General features: G+C 73.8%; 12 protein-coding genes. 9 read left to right on the top strand and 3 right to left on the bottom strand.

What is annotated here, in order from left to right; translation table 11 throughout:
* Positions 1–1,843: 1,843 nt before the first annotated feature.
* Positions 1,844–3,493 carry a class I adenylate-forming enzyme family protein gene (locus IEZ12_RS32235; protein WP_308431104.1) on the top strand — a complete coding sequence of 550 codons (1,650 nt, stop codon included), beginning with the start codon at positions 1,844–1,846 and terminating at the stop codon, positions 3,491–3,493.
* Positions 3,494–3,545: 52 nt separating this feature from the next.
* Here IEZ12_RS32235 and IEZ12_RS32230 read toward each other — a convergent pair whose 3' ends face one another.
* Complete coding sequence (locus tag IEZ12_RS32230; RefSeq protein WP_189277151.1) at positions 3,546–4,697, bottom strand: DegT/DnrJ/EryC1/StrS family aminotransferase; 1,152 nt, start codon at positions 4,695–4,697, stop codon at positions 3,546–3,548.
* The gene (locus tag IEZ12_RS32225) at positions 4,694–5,857 is read right to left on the bottom strand and encodes a DegT/DnrJ/EryC1/StrS family aminotransferase (protein ID WP_189277149.1); all 1,164 of its coding nucleotides are present in this window, start codon (positions 5,855–5,857) and stop codon (positions 4,694–4,696) included. The genes IEZ12_RS32230 and IEZ12_RS32225 overlap by 4 nt, the downstream gene beginning before the upstream one ends.
* A gap of 343 nt (positions 5,858–6,200) precedes the next feature.
* On the opposite strand from IEZ12_RS32225, the gene IEZ12_RS32220 reads away from it, so the two are divergent.
* From IEZ12_RS32220 to IEZ12_RS32195, 6 genes are all read left to right on the top strand, one after another.
* Positions 6,201–7,319, top strand: a complete 1,119-nt coding sequence (locus IEZ12_RS32220) for a Gfo/Idh/MocA family oxidoreductase (protein WP_189277148.1) — start codon at positions 6,201–6,203, stop codon at positions 7,317–7,319.
* Positions 7,316–8,302, top strand: coding sequence for a sugar phosphate isomerase/epimerase family protein (locus IEZ12_RS32215; protein ID WP_189277146.1), 987 nt, complete (start codon positions 7,316–7,318; stop codon positions 8,300–8,302). Before IEZ12_RS32220 ends, IEZ12_RS32215 begins: the two co-directional genes overlap by 4 nt.
* Positions 8,299–9,639, top strand: coding sequence for a M20/M25/M40 family metallo-hydrolase (locus IEZ12_RS32210; RefSeq protein ID WP_308431103.1), 1,341 nt, complete (start codon positions 8,299–8,301; stop codon positions 9,637–9,639). The genes IEZ12_RS32215 and IEZ12_RS32210 overlap by 4 nt, the downstream gene beginning before the upstream one ends.
* A 92-nt stretch (positions 9,640–9,731) precedes the next feature.
* Positions 9,732–10,871 carry an Ldh family oxidoreductase gene (locus IEZ12_RS32205; protein WP_189277144.1) on the top strand — a complete coding sequence of 380 codons (1,140 nt, stop codon included), beginning with the start codon at positions 9,732–9,734 and terminating at the stop codon, positions 10,869–10,871.
* Complete coding sequence (locus IEZ12_RS32200) at positions 10,868–11,803, top strand: Gfo/Idh/MocA family protein (RefSeq protein ID WP_189277142.1); 936 nt, start codon at positions 10,868–10,870, stop codon at positions 11,801–11,803. The genes IEZ12_RS32205 and IEZ12_RS32200 overlap by 4 nt, the downstream gene beginning before the upstream one ends.
* Positions 11,800–12,252: a DUF6917 domain-containing protein gene (locus tag IEZ12_RS32195; protein WP_189277141.1), complete on the top strand. Its 453-nt coding sequence runs from the start codon at positions 11,800–11,802 to the stop codon at positions 12,250–12,252. The genes IEZ12_RS32200 and IEZ12_RS32195 overlap by 4 nt, the downstream gene beginning before the upstream one ends.
* A 130-nt stretch (positions 12,253–12,382) precedes the next feature.
* On the opposite strand, the gene IEZ12_RS32190 is transcribed toward IEZ12_RS32195, so the two are convergent.
* Positions 12,383–12,922 carry an EF-hand domain-containing protein gene (locus IEZ12_RS32190; protein WP_043908935.1) on the bottom strand — a complete coding sequence of 180 codons (540 nt, stop codon included), beginning with the start codon at positions 12,920–12,922 and terminating at the stop codon, positions 12,383–12,385.
* Positions 12,923–13,263: 341 nt separating this feature from the next.
* Here IEZ12_RS32190 and IEZ12_RS32185 point away from each other — a divergent pair, with 341 nt between their 5' ends.
* Both IEZ12_RS32185 and mmuM read left to right on the top strand, forming a co-directional pair.
* On the top strand, positions 13,264–13,809 hold the full coding sequence (locus IEZ12_RS32185) for a carboxymuconolactone decarboxylase family protein (protein WP_229848427.1): 546 nt from the start codon (positions 13,264–13,266) through the stop codon (positions 13,807–13,809).
* A gap of 113 nt (positions 13,810–13,922) precedes the next feature.
* A complete protein-coding gene (mmuM, locus tag IEZ12_RS32180; protein WP_189277174.1) occupies positions 13,923–14,813 on the top strand; it encodes a homocysteine S-methyltransferase in 891 nt (296 codons plus the stop codon).
* The last annotated feature ends 37 nt before the right edge of the window (positions 14,814–14,850 follow it).

The raw sequence follows: 14,850 nt of genomic DNA, 5'->3' as shown, positions 1-14,850 counted from the left end.
GGTCGGCGGTGCGGGCCTCGGAGGTGCGCTTCTGATGCCCCACCGCTCTTCTCGCCGGGGCCAGTTGGGAGCAACTCCGGGCGCGTGCACAGGTGTCGCACAGTACCTGCCGGGACGACGGACGCACCCGGGCGACGCTGCGCCGCCGCATCACTCCCCACGTACAGGGGCTCCCGACGCAGCAACCGAGGCCCCGGCACTTCGACGGCCGTGGCCGCCCAGCCAGGTCGAACAGGCCAGCGCCACAGAACCCGAACGCCACATACGCCCGACAGCCGACCGCACACCGGCTCACCACGGCACCGCACACTGCCCACCAGCGTGAAGGCAGCGACGGAACGGCCTCAGCGAAGCTGCGGCACCAAACCAGCCCCGGCAAGTGACAGTCGCGGACGTCGTGGAACGGATCGACGATCGCGCATGCACGCGGGTCGACCAGGAGCACCGAGCGACCAGCCGCGCGACAGCTGCGGCCCCCGGGCCTGGACGGCCTTCGACTCCTGCCCAGGCGGAACCGGCCGACGCACCAAATCTCGGACATCATGGCCGCCCGATGGCCGGCCAGGCGTCGGCAGCGAACCGTCCGAATGGTCACCAGCTGCCCACCCCGGACCTCGTGGAGCAGGTCGGCGATCGCCCATGCACCCCGACCGGCCGCACAGCACCTGCGGACCCTGGGCCTCGGCGGTCATGGCCACGCGACGCACTCCTGATACCCGATCACGCGTCTGCCGTGTGCAGCGCGAACGATCACCATGGCGCTGCGCGCCGCCCACCAGCGCTGCGCCGGCATCGGAACAGCCCCCGTCCACCCCCGGTGACAGCTCTGATCGACGATCGCACAGCCACCCCGGCGGGCCAGGCGCACCGGACCACCGGTCGGGCACCAGAACCCGGACACCGTGTACGCCCGGCAGCCGAGCAGGCACCGAACAGTCCGGATGCCCGTCGCGAACCGGCATGAGGACAACGACGAGCATCCCCCAACGAAACTGTCTCCGACCTCGCAGCGGGGCAGGGCGATCGCACGTGCGCCCGGGCCTGCCGAGGGCCCCGCGCAGCACCGGCAGGCGGCGGGATGTCACATCAGCATGCGGCTGCGACGCGGGCGGAAGTGCGTCCGGTGGCCGACTCCGACGACGGTGGGTGTGCTGCCGTGCCCAGGCACCTCGAATGGCGGGCGCAGGGCAGGGGCGCGAAGGCAAAGCCTTCTACGCCCCGACAGTCCGGGCCCGGCGCGCAGGTGGAGCGGGCTGGGGGCTCCGCGTAGGTGCATCCGACAGCCCGCCGGGCACCACGTCTCACGCATCGGTCACAGAGCACAGCAGCTCTTCACCAGCCTGCGCCCGCACGTCAATCGATGGCTGCACGCGCCATACGCTGCCGGCGGCATCGGGCGCGCCCGGCCCGATGGGCGAACTCCCCCGGGTGCGCGGGCTTCGGCGAGGACCTCGGAGCCGCGTGTCGGCGGTGGGCAGGCGCGGCTGCCGCGGCCGGCACCGCGTGGCCACGACGCGGGGGCGCCCACCTCGCGGCCAGTGCCGACGCCCCGCCCTGCGCGGAATATCTGCGCCGCACAGGACCTGCGGGCTACGCGGCACCCCGCCGGCGCAGCCTCCACGGACAGGCATGGCCCGGACTGCGTAGGCCCGGGCAACAGGCCGGCTCCGGACACGGCGGTGTTTCGAGGCCGGTTGCCCGCGTCCCCCCGTCCGGGCATTGCACAGCAGTTGCGGGACGGGCCTGCCCCGGCAGTGAGGGGCGCCCCTGTGCCGGTCGCGGAGGTCGTCGGGCCTCACCCCGGGGGCGGGTTTTCAGTGGATGGATCGATCAGTGAACGGGAGTGGTAGTGGTGGTTGTGGACGGTACGTGGGTCTCGGTGGCCGGAGTGGAGTTTCCGGACCAGGTGGGGCGGGGGTTGCGGGAGGAGTGGGTGGCTCGGGGGTGGTGTCCGGGGCGGGGGTTGTACGAGTTGTTCGTGGAGCGGGTGGGGGTTGATGGGGGGCGGGTGGCTGTGGTGGACGACGGGGGTGAGGTGACGTTCGGGGAACTTGCCCGGCGGGTGCGGGGGTTGGCGGCAGGGTTGGCGGCGCGGGGGGTGGGGCCGGGGTCGGTGGTGGCGACGAAGGTGCCGGCGGACTGGCGGGCGGTGGCGGTGGATCTGGCGGTGGCGGCGTTGGGGGCGGTGGTGCTGCCGTGTGTGCCGGGGCACGGGCGGCGGGATCTGCTGGCGCTGTTGGGGACGTCGCGGGCGGATGCGGTGGTGACGGTGCCGGAGTGGAAGGCGTTGGTGGACGGGTTGCGGCCCGAACTGCCGTGGCTGCACGAGGTGGTGGTGCTGGGGCCGGAGCCGTGGCCGGAGCTGGCGGGGTGGGAGCCGGTGGCGGTGGATGCGGAGGCGCCGGCGCGGATTCTGGTGTCCTCGGGGTCGGAGTCCGCGCCGAAGCTGATCGCGTACTCGCACAATGCGCTGGCGGGGGGCCGGGGGCGGTACGTGGAGCGGGCGTTGGGGACTGCGGACGGGACGCCGCCGCGGGTGTTGCTGTTGGTGCATCCGGCGACGGCGTACGGCTCGTTGGCGGTGGTGTCGTTGCTGCGGTGCGGGGCGACGGTGGTGTTGCGGGAGCGGTTCGATCCGGCGGACGCGCTGGCGGCGGTGGGGCGTTGGCGGCCGACGCACCTGGCGGCGGTGCCGACGATGCTGCGTCGTCTGGCGGATCGATCGCCATCTCCGGGTGAGGACTTGTCGTCCTTGCAGGCGGTGGTGTCGAGCTCCGCGATGCTGTCGTCGGCGGTGCTGGGTGCGACGTTGCGGCGGTTCGGGCGTCCGGTGGTGAACGTGTACGGGGCCAGTGACGGGGTGAACTGTCATACCCGGTGGACGAGTTCGGACGCCGATGTACTGCGGGTGGGGCGGCCGGATCCGGCGGTGGCGGAGTTCCGGGTGTGCGGGCCGGACGGGCGTCCGGTGCCGGCGGGGGTGGCGGGCGAGTTGCAGGCGCGGGGGCCGATGAGTCCGCTGTGCCACGTCGGGGAACCGGAGTTGGACGCCCGGCTGCGGGTGGACGGCGGGTGGGTGCGGTCCGGCGATCGGGGGGTGCTGGAGGCGGACGGGTCGCTGCGGGTGGTGGCGCGGATCAAGCAGATGGTGAACCGGGGCGGGGTGTCGATCGGCCTGTCGGAGGTGGAGCGCCTGCTGGAGGGGCACCCGGGGCTGGTGGAGGCGGTGTGCGTGCCGGTGCCGGATCCGGATCTCGGGGAGCGGATGTGCGTGTGCGCGGTGCCGAGGGAGCCTGCGGGCGGGCTGGCGCTGGTTGAACTCACGGACTATCTGGGCCAGTTGTGCGGTCTGGAGAAGTACAAGTGGCCGGAGCGGCTGGTGCTGCTGGACCGGTTGCCGCTGGGCGCGTCCGGGAAGCCGGACCGGTTGGCGCTCACCGAGCTGGCGACGTCCTCGACTCGCGAGCAGGAGACGGCGGTTGTGGTGAGTTGATGCCAGGACGGCCGGGGTCCACCACAGCGGCGAGGTGGTGGACCCCGGCGGTTCAGCTCACCGGCGCCGGTGCGCCGGCGAAGGAGAGCACGGCAGCCGTGATCCGCTCGACCTGGGCGTCCGTCAGGTGGGGGTAGATCGGGAGGGACAGGCACTGGCTGGCGGCTCGTTCGGCGTTCGGCCAGCGGCCGTCGGCGGGGGCGGCGGAGGCGAAGGCGGGCTGGTGGGGCAGCGCGCGGGGGTAGTAGACGTGGCTGTCGACGCCTTGCGCGGCGAGGTGCTTCCGGAGCTGGTCGCGGGGCTCGGCGAGCAGTGAATAGACGTAGTAGCAGCGGCCGTTGGTGCCGGGTGGCGGCGGCGTGATGCCGGCCGCGGCGAGCGGTGCGAACTGTTCGGTGTAGTGGGCGGCGATCTCGGCCCGACGGGCCAGCCGACGGGCGAGGCCGGGGTGGCGGCGCAGCTGGAACGCGGCGAGGACTTCGTCGAACCGGCTGTTCAGGCCGATCAGATGGTGCCGGAAGCGGTGCACCCCGTCCTGCCCGTGGTTGCGCAGCATCCGTACGGTGCGGGCGAGTTCGGGGTCGTCGGTGACCACGACGCCGCCCTCGCCGGGGCCGCCGAAGGACTTCACCTGGACGAACGAGAACAGGCCGGCGTCGCCCCAGGTGCCGGCGGGCCGGCCGTCCAGGACGGCGCCCTGGGCGACGGCGGAGTCCTCGATCAGACGGAGGCCGTGGCGGTCGGCGAGGGCGCGCAGGCGCGGCATGTCGGCCATCACCGAGAACATGTGGGCGGGCATCAACGCCTTGGTGCGGGCGGTGATCAGGGCCTCGGCGGCGTCCGGGTCGATGACCAGGGTGTGCGGGTCGATGTCGGCGAACACGGGGGTGGCGCCGACGCCGAGGACGGTGTTGGCGAGCGGGGCGCAGCCGAACGCGGGGACGATCACCTCGTCGCCGGCGGTGATGCCCATGGCGCGCAGGATCAGGGTGAGCGCGGTGGTGCCGCTGCCGCAGGCGACGACGTCGGCGACTCCGAGGTCGGTGCGCAGCAACTCCTCGAAGCGGGCTGTGCGTTCGCCGAGGATGAAGCGCTGGGCGGGGTCGGTGGCGACCTCGTGGACGACGTCCAGCAGCAGGTCGCGGTCGTCCTCGAAGAGGTCGGGCGGGAAGAACGGGATCGGTGGGGGCGCGGTGGTGGTCATCGGTGCTTTCCGTGCTGGAAGCCGCGGACCAGGTCGCTGACCAGGTCCAGGTCGTGGTCGGCGAGGTCGGGGTAGAGCGGGAGCGCGAGGGCGCGCGAGCAGGCGGCCTCGGCGTTGGGGAACTCACCCGGCCGGTGGCCGAGTTCGGCGAAGCAGGGCTGCAGGTGCAGCGGCGTCGGGTAGTAGGTCTCGGTCTGGACGCCGTGCCGGGCGAGGTGGGCGGCGAGTTCGTCGCGGTGGTCGGACTCGATCAGGTAGACGTACCAGACGAGGTTGGTGGCGGCGGTGCGCGGGACGACGGTGGGCAGGGTCAGGCCGGGGGTGTCGGCCAGGCGCTCGGTGTAGCGGGCGGCGAGCTCGGCCCGGCGGGCGATGCACTGGTCGGCGCGGTCGAGCTTGGCGAGCAGGACGGCGGCCTGGATGTCGTCCATCTTGCTGTTGGTGCCGAGGAGTTCGGTGGGTCGGTTGATGGCGGGGAAGTCGTCGACGGTGGCGCCGGTGCGGCCGTGGTGGCGCATCGCGGCGACGGCGTCGGCGAGGTCGGGGTCGTCGGTGAGGACGGCCCCGGCGTCGCCGATCGCCCCCAGGGTCTTGGTGGGGAAGAACGACAGAACGCCGCCGGCGCCGTGCAGTCCGGCGTGGACGCCGTCCCAGCGCATGCCGAACGCCTCGGCGCTGTCCTCGACCACGGTCAGCCGGTGGCGGGCGGCGAAGTCCAGCAGGGCGTTCAGGTCGGCGAGTTGGTGGAACAGGTGGACCGGCATGACCATGCGGGTGCGCTCGGTGCGGACGGCTTCCGCACTGGCCGGGTCGAGGCTGTAGCTGTGCGAGTCGATGTCGGCGAAGACCGGGCGGCCGCCGGCCAGCACCACGGCGGTGGCGGACGCGGCGAAGGTGTACGTCGGGACGATCACTTCGTCGCCGGGCTGCAGGCCGGCCGCGCGCAGCAGCAGGACCAGCGCGTCGGTGCCGCTGTTGACGCCGACGACGTGTCGGGCGCCGGTCCAGGCGGCGAGCGCGGCCTCGAGTTCGGCGACCTTGGGGCCGTGCGAGTACTTGCCGCGGTCCATCAGTTCGTCGAGGTGGCGCCGGGTGGTGGGCCAGAGGGATTCGAAGGTCTCGGTCTGGTCGAAGAAGGAGACGCCGGAGGAGGCACCCATGGAACTCTCATCGGATTGTGGGAGGTGACGGACGGGTGGGCCGACCGCGGTCGGAAAACGCTTTCCGATCAGCACTGCAGAGGGAGATTGAAAGCGCTTTCCGGTTGCCCCGTCCGATTCGCGACCGGCGTGCGGGCGCAGGTGAATCTCCGGCGCAGCGGTTCGATACACCCCGCTGAATCTATGCCGCTGCCACCGCCGTCCACTGCGCCGAATCGTTCGCTTCACTCGTTCGAATGGCTTGATACGTAAGCGAGTTGACGTTCTGACAGGTCTCGTCGGAAGTGCTGGTTGAATACCCGGCGACGCGATCCCCGCGAATCGGACGGAAGGACGGCTCGCCATGTCGAACGGACTCGAGACCTTACTGGTCGGAATGGGGCGGGCGGGCAGCGGACTCCATCTGCCGGTGCTGCGTCGGTTGCGCACCGCCGCCGATTCCGGACACCTGTTCGCACCCGCCCCGATGCTCGCGGTCGACCCGCGTCGCCGCCCCGGGGCGGCGGCCGATCTGCGGCCCGTCAGCCTCGCGGAGGCACCCCTGCTGGCCGACCCCGCCGAGACCGTCGTCCACCTGTGCACCCCGCCGACCGAACGGGTCGCCGCGCTGGACACCCTGGGCCGGCTCGGTTACCGGCGCATCCTGCTGGAGAAGCCGTTCGCCGCCGACGCGGCCGGGCTGGACGAGCTGCTCGCGCTGCGCGAGCGCCATGGGCTGGACCTGGTGGTGGTCGCCCAGTGGCTCGGCAGCCGGCTGACCGACCGGCTGCGCGCCGCACTGGCGAGCGGCGCGTACGGCCCGCTGCGCACCATCCACGTGGTGCAGCGCAAGCCGCGGTTCTCCCGTTCGCTGGCCGGCGACGGCCACCCCACCGCGTTCGACATCGAGCTGCCGCACTCCCTCGGTCTCTGCCTCTCGCTGGCCGGGCCCGGCCGGGTCACCGGCGCGGGCGGCACCGACATGGTGGTCGGCGGGCAGGTGCTGCCCCGGTTGGGCACCGCCTGGCTCAACCTCCAGCACGAGAGCGGCGCGTGGACCCGGATCCGCTCCGACCTCACCTCCCCCGTCCGCGAGCGCCGGGTCACCCTGGAACTCGCCCACGGCACCCTGATCGGCCACTTCCCCGGCAGCGAGGCCGACGCCTACGCCCGGCTGACCGTCATCGACCACCAGGGCGAGAGCACCGAGCTGCTCCACGACGATTCGCTGAGCACCTTCCTGCACCGCGTCTACGCCTACTTCGCAGCGGGCGGCGCGGCGGCCGGCGCCCACCACCCGCACCCCGACCTGGCGGTCAACTCCCAGGTGGTGCGGCTGCTCGACCAGGCCAAGACGATCGCCGCGCAGGCCCGCGACGCACAGGTCGACGATGCACCGGCCCGCGAGCCACAGGTCGGCGGCACCCAGGCTCGGGATGCCCAGGCTCGGGATGCCCAGCGCCGCCCGGCGGCCGCCCGATGACCGGCCCGGCCGCACAGACCGTCGACACCGCTCCGCCCGGGGCGCCGCTCGGCCGTCGTCGGCTCCGCCCGTCGGGGGACGCACTCGCCGCGATCAGCTTCGGCGGCATCGGCGACGAGGCCGCCCCCGACCTGCCCGGGCAGCTCGACGCACTGAACGAACTCGGCTGGCACGACATCGAGTTGCGGACCGTGGACGGCAAGTGGATCGCCGAGCTGCCGCTCGACCGGGTCCGCCGGATCGCCGAGACGCTCGCCGCCCGCGGCACCCGGGTGACCGGCCTGGCCTCCCGGATCGGCAACTGGGCGAGCCGGATCACCGACGATCTCGACCGCGACCTGACCGAGATCTCCGCTCTCGCCGTCCGCGCCGCGCTGCTGGGCACCGACCGGATCCGGGTCATGTCCTACCCCAACGCGGGCCTGTCGGAGGCGGATTGGCGCCGCCGTGCGCTGGAACGGCTGACCCGCCTGGCCGAACTGGCCGGCCGCAGCGGCCTGACCCTGCTGCACGAGAACTGCAGCGGCTGGGCCGGCGCCTCCGCCGAACGCCAACTCGACCTGGTCGCCTCGGTGGACAGCCCGGCACTGCGCCTGCTGTTCGACGCGGGCAACGGCGTCCCGCACGGCTACGACGGGTACCTGATGCTCCGCGAGGTGGTCGACCACGTCGCCCACGTGCACATCAAGGACGCGGTGGGCGGCGGCAACCGCACCGAGTACGTGCTGCCGGGCGACGGGGTGGCGCGGCTCGCGGAGAGCCTGCGCTTCCTGGTGGACCGGGGCTGGAGCGGCAGCTGGTCACTGGAGCCCCACCTCGCCACCCGCCCGCACCAGGGCCTGGCGGCGGACGGCACCGCCGTGAGCGGATTCGTCGCCGCCGGACGGGCGTTGAACACACTGGTGGCGGAGAAGATCCTGCCGTTCGCGGCCGGCTGGCGCGCGGTGCCGGGCGGCCTGGAACGCAGCGGCGGTGTCGCGTGAGCAGGGAGACCGCGCCCACCGCTGTCGGCGTCGCCCGCACTCCGGCCGCCATGGGGGCCCGACTCCGTTCCGAGGAGCGGGAGTTGCTGCTCGACCTGCTGGCCCTGCCGACCGCCGGCCCGTTGGAGACCGGCCCCGGCGCACCGCCCCCGCGGCTCCCCGAGGCGCTCACGGTGTACGCCCGGGCGGCGGAGGCGGCCGGCCTGGCCGAAGTGCATCGCGGCGCACCCCGCACGGCGGAGCTCGACCGGCCGGACGTACCGCTCACCGTGCGCCAACGGGCCGACGACGCAGCGTTCTTGGCGTGTCAGCCGAGTCTGGTGCTGCGGCTCGGCGCGGAGCTGCCCCGGTCGGCGACGGTGATGTTCAACGTGCACCTGGACACGGTGGCGGGCCTGGAGCCGGTCGGCTTCGACGGGCGGCGGTTCACCGGGCGGGGCGCGATCGACGCCAAGGGCCCGGCGGTGGCGTTGCTGGCGGGGATTCGGGCGGCGGTCGCGGCGGAGCCCCGGGTGGGCACTGCGGTCGGAGTGCTGGTGCAGGCCGTCTCGGGCGAAGAGGGCGGCGCGATGGGCGTGTTCGGCACCCGTCCGCTGGTGGAAGCCGGGTACGTGGGCGCGCTGAACGTGTTCTGCGAGCCGACGGGGCTGCGGTACCTGCCCCGGGCCACCGCGGCGGCCACCGCCCGGCTCCGGGTCCGCGGCGAGGACGCGATCGACGACTGTCCGGGCGAGGGCCACAACGCGACGGTGCTGCTCGGCTTCCTCGCCCAGTACCTGGCCCGGGAGTTGGGCACCGTCCCGGCCCCGCGCGACCCGGTGTGCGTGGCGGGCCTGAGCACCGGTCCGCTGCACAACCGGGTGTACGGAACCGGCGAGCTGCTGCTCAACCTCCCTTATCGGGACGCCCGTTCGGGCCGTCGCGCGGAGCAGACCGTGCAGGCGGCGGTCGATGCCGCACTGGCCGCGTTCCGGCGGGAGTTCGCCGGGGTGCCGGAGTTCGTCCGGACGGCCGCCGACTGTGCGCGGATCACCCGGCTGGACTGGCTCAAGCGCGGCCTGCCCGTCCTGGACAACCGGCATCCCGCCTTCGAGGAGCTGCTGTCCCGACAGGCCGGCATCCACCGGTTCCCGGACCACGAGCCGGCGTTCACCTGCGACGCGATCTGGACGGCGGGCCTGCCGGACGCGTTCACCGTGGTGCTCGGCCCGGGCGACCTCGGCGCCAACCGGGCGCACGCGGAAGGCGAGTTCGCCGAGCTCGCCCAACTCGACGGTTTCGCCTCGGCGGTGGCCCGCCTGCTGGTGGCCTTCGCCCGTCACCGGCCACGCCACTGACCGTGCCGGTCCCTCCGGCAGGCCGGTAGCAGCACGACCGAAACAGCACCACTTGGCCACCCATCGTTCCCACCTCCAGGAGACCGCCGCCCATGAGCACCGTGGCGTCCGCGCCCAGTTCCGCCGCCCGCACCGTTCGCGTCCCGTACGCCGAGCTGCTCCGCTTCACCACCGATGTCTTCGTCGCGCACAGGCTGCCGCCGGATCGGGCGCGGTCGGCGGCGGAGGCATTGTGCTACGGGGACGCGGCGGGGATGGACTCGCACGGGCTGGTGAATCTGTCCCGGCTCTATCTGCCGCTGTTGGCTCAGGGGCGGGCCGATCCGGCGGCCGAGCCGGTGGTGGTGGCCGATCGGGGGGCGGCGGTGCTGGTGGACGCGGGGAACGCGCTCGGGCTGTGGCAGGCGGGCGCGGCCATGGAGTTGGCGGCGGACCGGGCGGAGCGGTTCGGCATCGGGCTGGTGTCGGTGCGGCGGGCGACGCACTTCGGGTGTGCCGGGCACCATGCGGCGCGGGTGACGGGACGCGGCATGGTCGGCCTGCTGGCGTCGAACTGCGGGCGGCAGCGGATCGCCCGTCCGCCGGGTGGCGCGGTCGCGCTGCTGGGCACCAATCCGTGGAGCGTGGCCGCGCCGGCGGGTGAACTGCCGCCGTACATCCTGGACATGAGTACGACCGCCGTCCCGACGGGGCGGGTGCGGGCGGCCGCGCGGGCGGGGCGGACGATTCCGGCGGGGTGGCTGGCCGACGAGGACGGTCGGCCGGTGACGGACCCGGCCGCGTTCGACCGGGGCGAGGCGCATCTGTTGTGGCTGGGGTCGGGTTCGGGCGCCGAGTTCAAGGGGTTCGGGCTGGGGCTGATGGTGGAGGTGCTGGCGGCGATGCTGCCCGGCGCGGGGCTCGGTCCGGAGCCGGCGGCGCTCGACGGCGACGGCGGTCCGACCGGCCGGGACGACGACATCGGCCTGTTCGCCCTGGCGATCGCCCCGGCGACGCTCCGCGATCCGGCCCAAGTGGCTGCGGACGCGCGGACGTTGTTCGCCACGGTGCTGGACTGTCCGCCCGCCGGCGACCAGTCCGGGCCGGTCGTCTACCCGGGCTGGCACGAGGCCCGGAGGACGGCCGAGGCGCGCCGTGACGGCGTACCGCTGGCGGCCCCGCTGCTGGATGAACTGGCGGCAGTGGCCGAGCAGTTCGGTGTCCGACCGGTGGCCGTGGAGGTGGCGCGGTGAGCGGCCTGCGGGTGGGGGTGATCGGTCTCGGGGTGATCTCGCGGTTCTACCTGGCCGCACTGGAGCAGGTCCCGGGGGTGCGGTTGGCGGCGGTCTGCGACCGGGACGCGGATCTCCTGCGCGAATTCCCCGACGGCGTCGGGCGTTTCACGGACCACCGGGCGCTGCTGGCGGCGGGCGGGCTGGACGCCGTGGTGGTGACCGTCCCCAACGACCAGCACCTGCCGATCTGTCGGGACGCGCTGCGGGCGGGGCTGCCGGTGTGCGTGGAGAAGCCGCTGGCGCTGCGGGCCTCGGAGGGCGCGGAGTTGGCGGCCCTGGCGGTGGAGCGCCGGGTGCCGCTGTTCACGGCGTTCCACCGGCGGTACAACACGGCGGTGCGGGAGTTGCGCCGGACGTTGGACGGCGCGGCGCCGGTCCGGTCGGTGACGGCGCGGTACTTCGAGCTGATCGAGGAGCATGTCGGCCGGGACCGCTGGTACTTGGAGCCGGAGCGGTGCGGCGGCGGCTGCGTCGCCGACAACGGCCCGAACGCGTACGACCTGCTGCGGCTGCTGGCCGGGCCGATGAGTCCGGGCTCCGCGGAGGTGCGGCGGGACGGGAGCGGGGTGGACCGGTCCGCGGTGCTGGAGCTGTCGGGCGCGGGCGGGGTGCGCGGCCGGATCGAGCTGGACTGGTCGTACCCGGGCGAACTGAAGGACGTCACCGTGGAGTTGGCCGACGGCTCGGTGCTGCGGGCGGATCTGCTGGCCGGGCACGACGGGTTCAAGCAGTCGCTGTGGCACGAGTACGTCGGCATCGTCACCGAGTTCGCCGCCCTGCTGGCGGGCGCCCCGGCGGCGGGCGACGACGGCCGAGGCCCGGACGGGGTGGATGCGCTGCGGGTGGTCGAGGCGGCGTACCGGGCCGAGCGGGCGGGGGTGCGCGGATGATTCGGCAGCGGAACGCTCCGACCCAACTGCCGGGCGCGGTACGGGAGAACGGGTCGAAGCGGACAGTGACGGGCACCCTGGTGAAGGTGCTGCTGCACAGTCGGACGGAACGCGGGATGAGCCTGGAGCCGTTCGCCAGCCGCTGCGTCCGGGTCGGCGAGGTGCACGAGTTGGTCACCACGGACCAGCGGGACACGGCGCCGGGTGCGCGGATCGACCGGGTGGGGTTCCTCGGCTTCGCGGAGATCGCGGCGGCGGGGGTGCTGGACCGGGGCGACGAGGTGTTCGTCGGGGAGCACCGGGTGGGGACGGTACTGGGCTTCGACGCCTGTCACTTCCCCAACCACTACAACGTGCTGATCGCCTCCGACCGGCTGCTCACCGGCGAGAAGCTGGACCTGCGGCCGGAACTGCCGGTGCGGTTCGTCCCGGCGGCCGCGGAGTTCTGAGCGATCGGAGCTGCCGGCGCCCCCCGATCCAAGCCTCGCGGCATGCCGAAAGGCCCGGATCGGGGGGCGCCTTCCCCGTTCCGGGCCCGAAGTGCGTCAGGCCGTCACCGGCCTCGCCGCGGTGGAGGGCTCAGCGGCCCAGCAGCGGAACGTCCAGCTCGCCCACGTGGTAGGCGCGGACGGCGTGGACCAGCTCGTCGACGGACAGCTGGCCGTCGCCGTCGGTGTCGATCTGGCGGAACGCTTCGGCGGGCACGATGCCCTCGACGCCGATGGCGTCCAGCCAGGTCTTGAACTCGGCCGGGTTGACCTGGCCGTCGCCGTCCACGTCGACCAGCTCGACCATGGCCTGGATGGTGGGCTTGACGACACGGCCGAAGCCGGCGCCGCCGTTCTCCAGGACGTGCTCCTCGGCGATGTGGTTGAACTGCTCGGGGGTGAGCGCGCCGTCGTGCTCGTCGATGCCGGCCTTGTCGGCGAAGAAGCTCCACATGCCGAGGTAGGCCTCGGTCAGCTGGCGGCCGGCCGGGGAGGTCGGGGCCTCGCCGAAGGCCTGCAGGATGCGAGTCGCCTCGGCGTTCCAGTCGGCGCGGTCGATCTGGCCGTCGCCGTTCACGTCCCAGAGGTCGAAGCGCTTCTGGGTACGGTCGGCCTGCACGGAACTGGTCATCGGTGTCTCCACGTGAGTCTGTGGCGGGCGGCGGCCGGTCCAGGGACAGGGCCGACGGGGTGTCGCCCGCCGGGGTTCGAATGAGTGGCCATCACACAATCGGTGCGGTCGGCCACGGAACGTCACACTACCGGCGAGACGCGCTCCGGTTCGGCTGCGTACCGCCAACTGGGTGACATACCTCGCGTATTGACCGACCGTCAGGCCGATGGCCGTTGAACTCCAAGGCCTGCGCCACGATTTGGGGACACGGTCAACGGTTTCAAGACCTGTCTCCCGGGTGGGTGATCGCCGCGCGAGTCGACGGCGGCGGGCCCATGCGGGAGCCATAGCCTCGCTCCGTGACCGACACCTCCGCGACCGACGCCGCCGCGACCAGGACCGCCGCAGCCGGACCCGACACGATCCGGACCGCCGCAGCCGGGACGCTCCCGCCGCTTCCGCTGATCGAACTCGCCCCGCAGGCCTTCGCCGCCGTGCACGCGCTGCACGGCGCCGTCGAGCAGGCTGCGGCGGCGGCCGGGCTGGAGCCGCTGCTGCTGGAGCTGGTGCGGCTGCGCTGCTCGCAGCTGAACGGCTGCACGTACTGCGTGGACCTGCACACCTCGGCCGCGCGGAAGGCCGGCGAGTCGGACGAGCGGCTGGACGGGCTGGCGGCCTGGCGGGAGTCCGGCCCGCTGTTCACGCCCCGCGAGCAGGCCGCCCTGGCGCTCGCGGAGGCGGTCACCCGGCTCCCCGACCACGCGGAGGGCGCGCGGGCGCAGCGGGTGGCGCGGGCGGTGCTGTCGGATCCGGAGGCGGCGTTCGTGGCCTGGGCGGCGACGGTGGTGAACGCGTACAACCGGATCGCGGTCACCTCCAGGCCGGTGCCCGCGGCCGGGGGCTGAGGCCCGGGTGCGACGGGTTCGCCGCGCGGCGGGTGGTGCGGCAGGCTGGAGGGATGGCAGCGACGCTCGACGGCTCGAACGCTCCCGGCGCCACCGCGGGCTTCGGGTCCGCGATGGCGGCCGGTCCGGTGGTGCTGGACGGCGGCCTGTCCGCCCAACTGGCGGCGCAGGGCTGCGACTTGTCGGATGCGCTGTGGTCGGCGCGGCTGCTGCTGGACGATCCGGGGCAGGTGGTGGCGGCGCACCGGGCGTTCTTCGCGGCGGGGGCGCAGGTGGCCACCTCGGCGAGCTACCAGGCGAGTCGGGCGGGGTTCGCGGGGCGCGGCGTGGGTGCGGCGAAGGCGGACCGGCTGCTGGCGTCGAGTGTGGAGTTGGCGCGGCAGGCGGCCGAGGAGGCGTCGGCGGAGTCGGGTGACGGGCGGGCGCGCTGGGTGGCGGCGTCGGTGGGGCCGTACGGGGCGGTGTTGGCGGACGGTTCCGAGTACCGGGGCCATTACGGCTTGTCCGCCGCCGAGTTGACCGCTTTCCACCGTCCGCGGCTGGAGGTGTTGGCGGCGGCGGGGCCGGATGTGCTGGCGGTGGAGACGGTGCCAGATCTGCTGGAGGCGTCCATTCTGGCGGAGTGCGTGCGGGGGTTGGGCGTGCCGGTGTGGTTCTCGTTCGGCGCGGCGGACGGCCGGACCCGGGGCGGGGAGCCGTTGGCGGAGGCGTTCGCGTTGCTGGCGGACGTCCCGGAGGTGGTGGCGGTGGGCGTCAACTGCTGCGCGCCGCAGGAGGTTTCGTCGGCGGTGCGGCTGGCGGTGGAGCTCACGGGCCGCCCGGCGGTGGCGTACCCGAACAGCGGCGAGGGCTGGGACGCGACGGCCCGTGACTGGGCGGGTCCGGCCGCCTTCGACGCCGCCGACGCGCCGCGCTGGGTCGCGGCGGGCGCCCGGCTGGTGGGCGGCTGCTGCCGGGTGGGTCCGGGCCGGATCGCGGAGCTGGCGGCGGCGCTCTCCGGGTGACCGTCGATTGCCGCGAATCCCGGCGCGGGACGGGAGG

The sequence above is a fragment of the Kitasatospora griseola genome, assembly GCF_014648555.1.
In the GTDB taxonomy this organism is placed as follows: Bacteria; Actinomycetota; Actinomycetes; order Streptomycetales; family Streptomycetaceae; genus Kitasatospora; species Kitasatospora griseola.
Note: the sequence above shows the minus strand (reverse complement) of the source record. Positions and strands in the feature narration are given on the sequence as shown.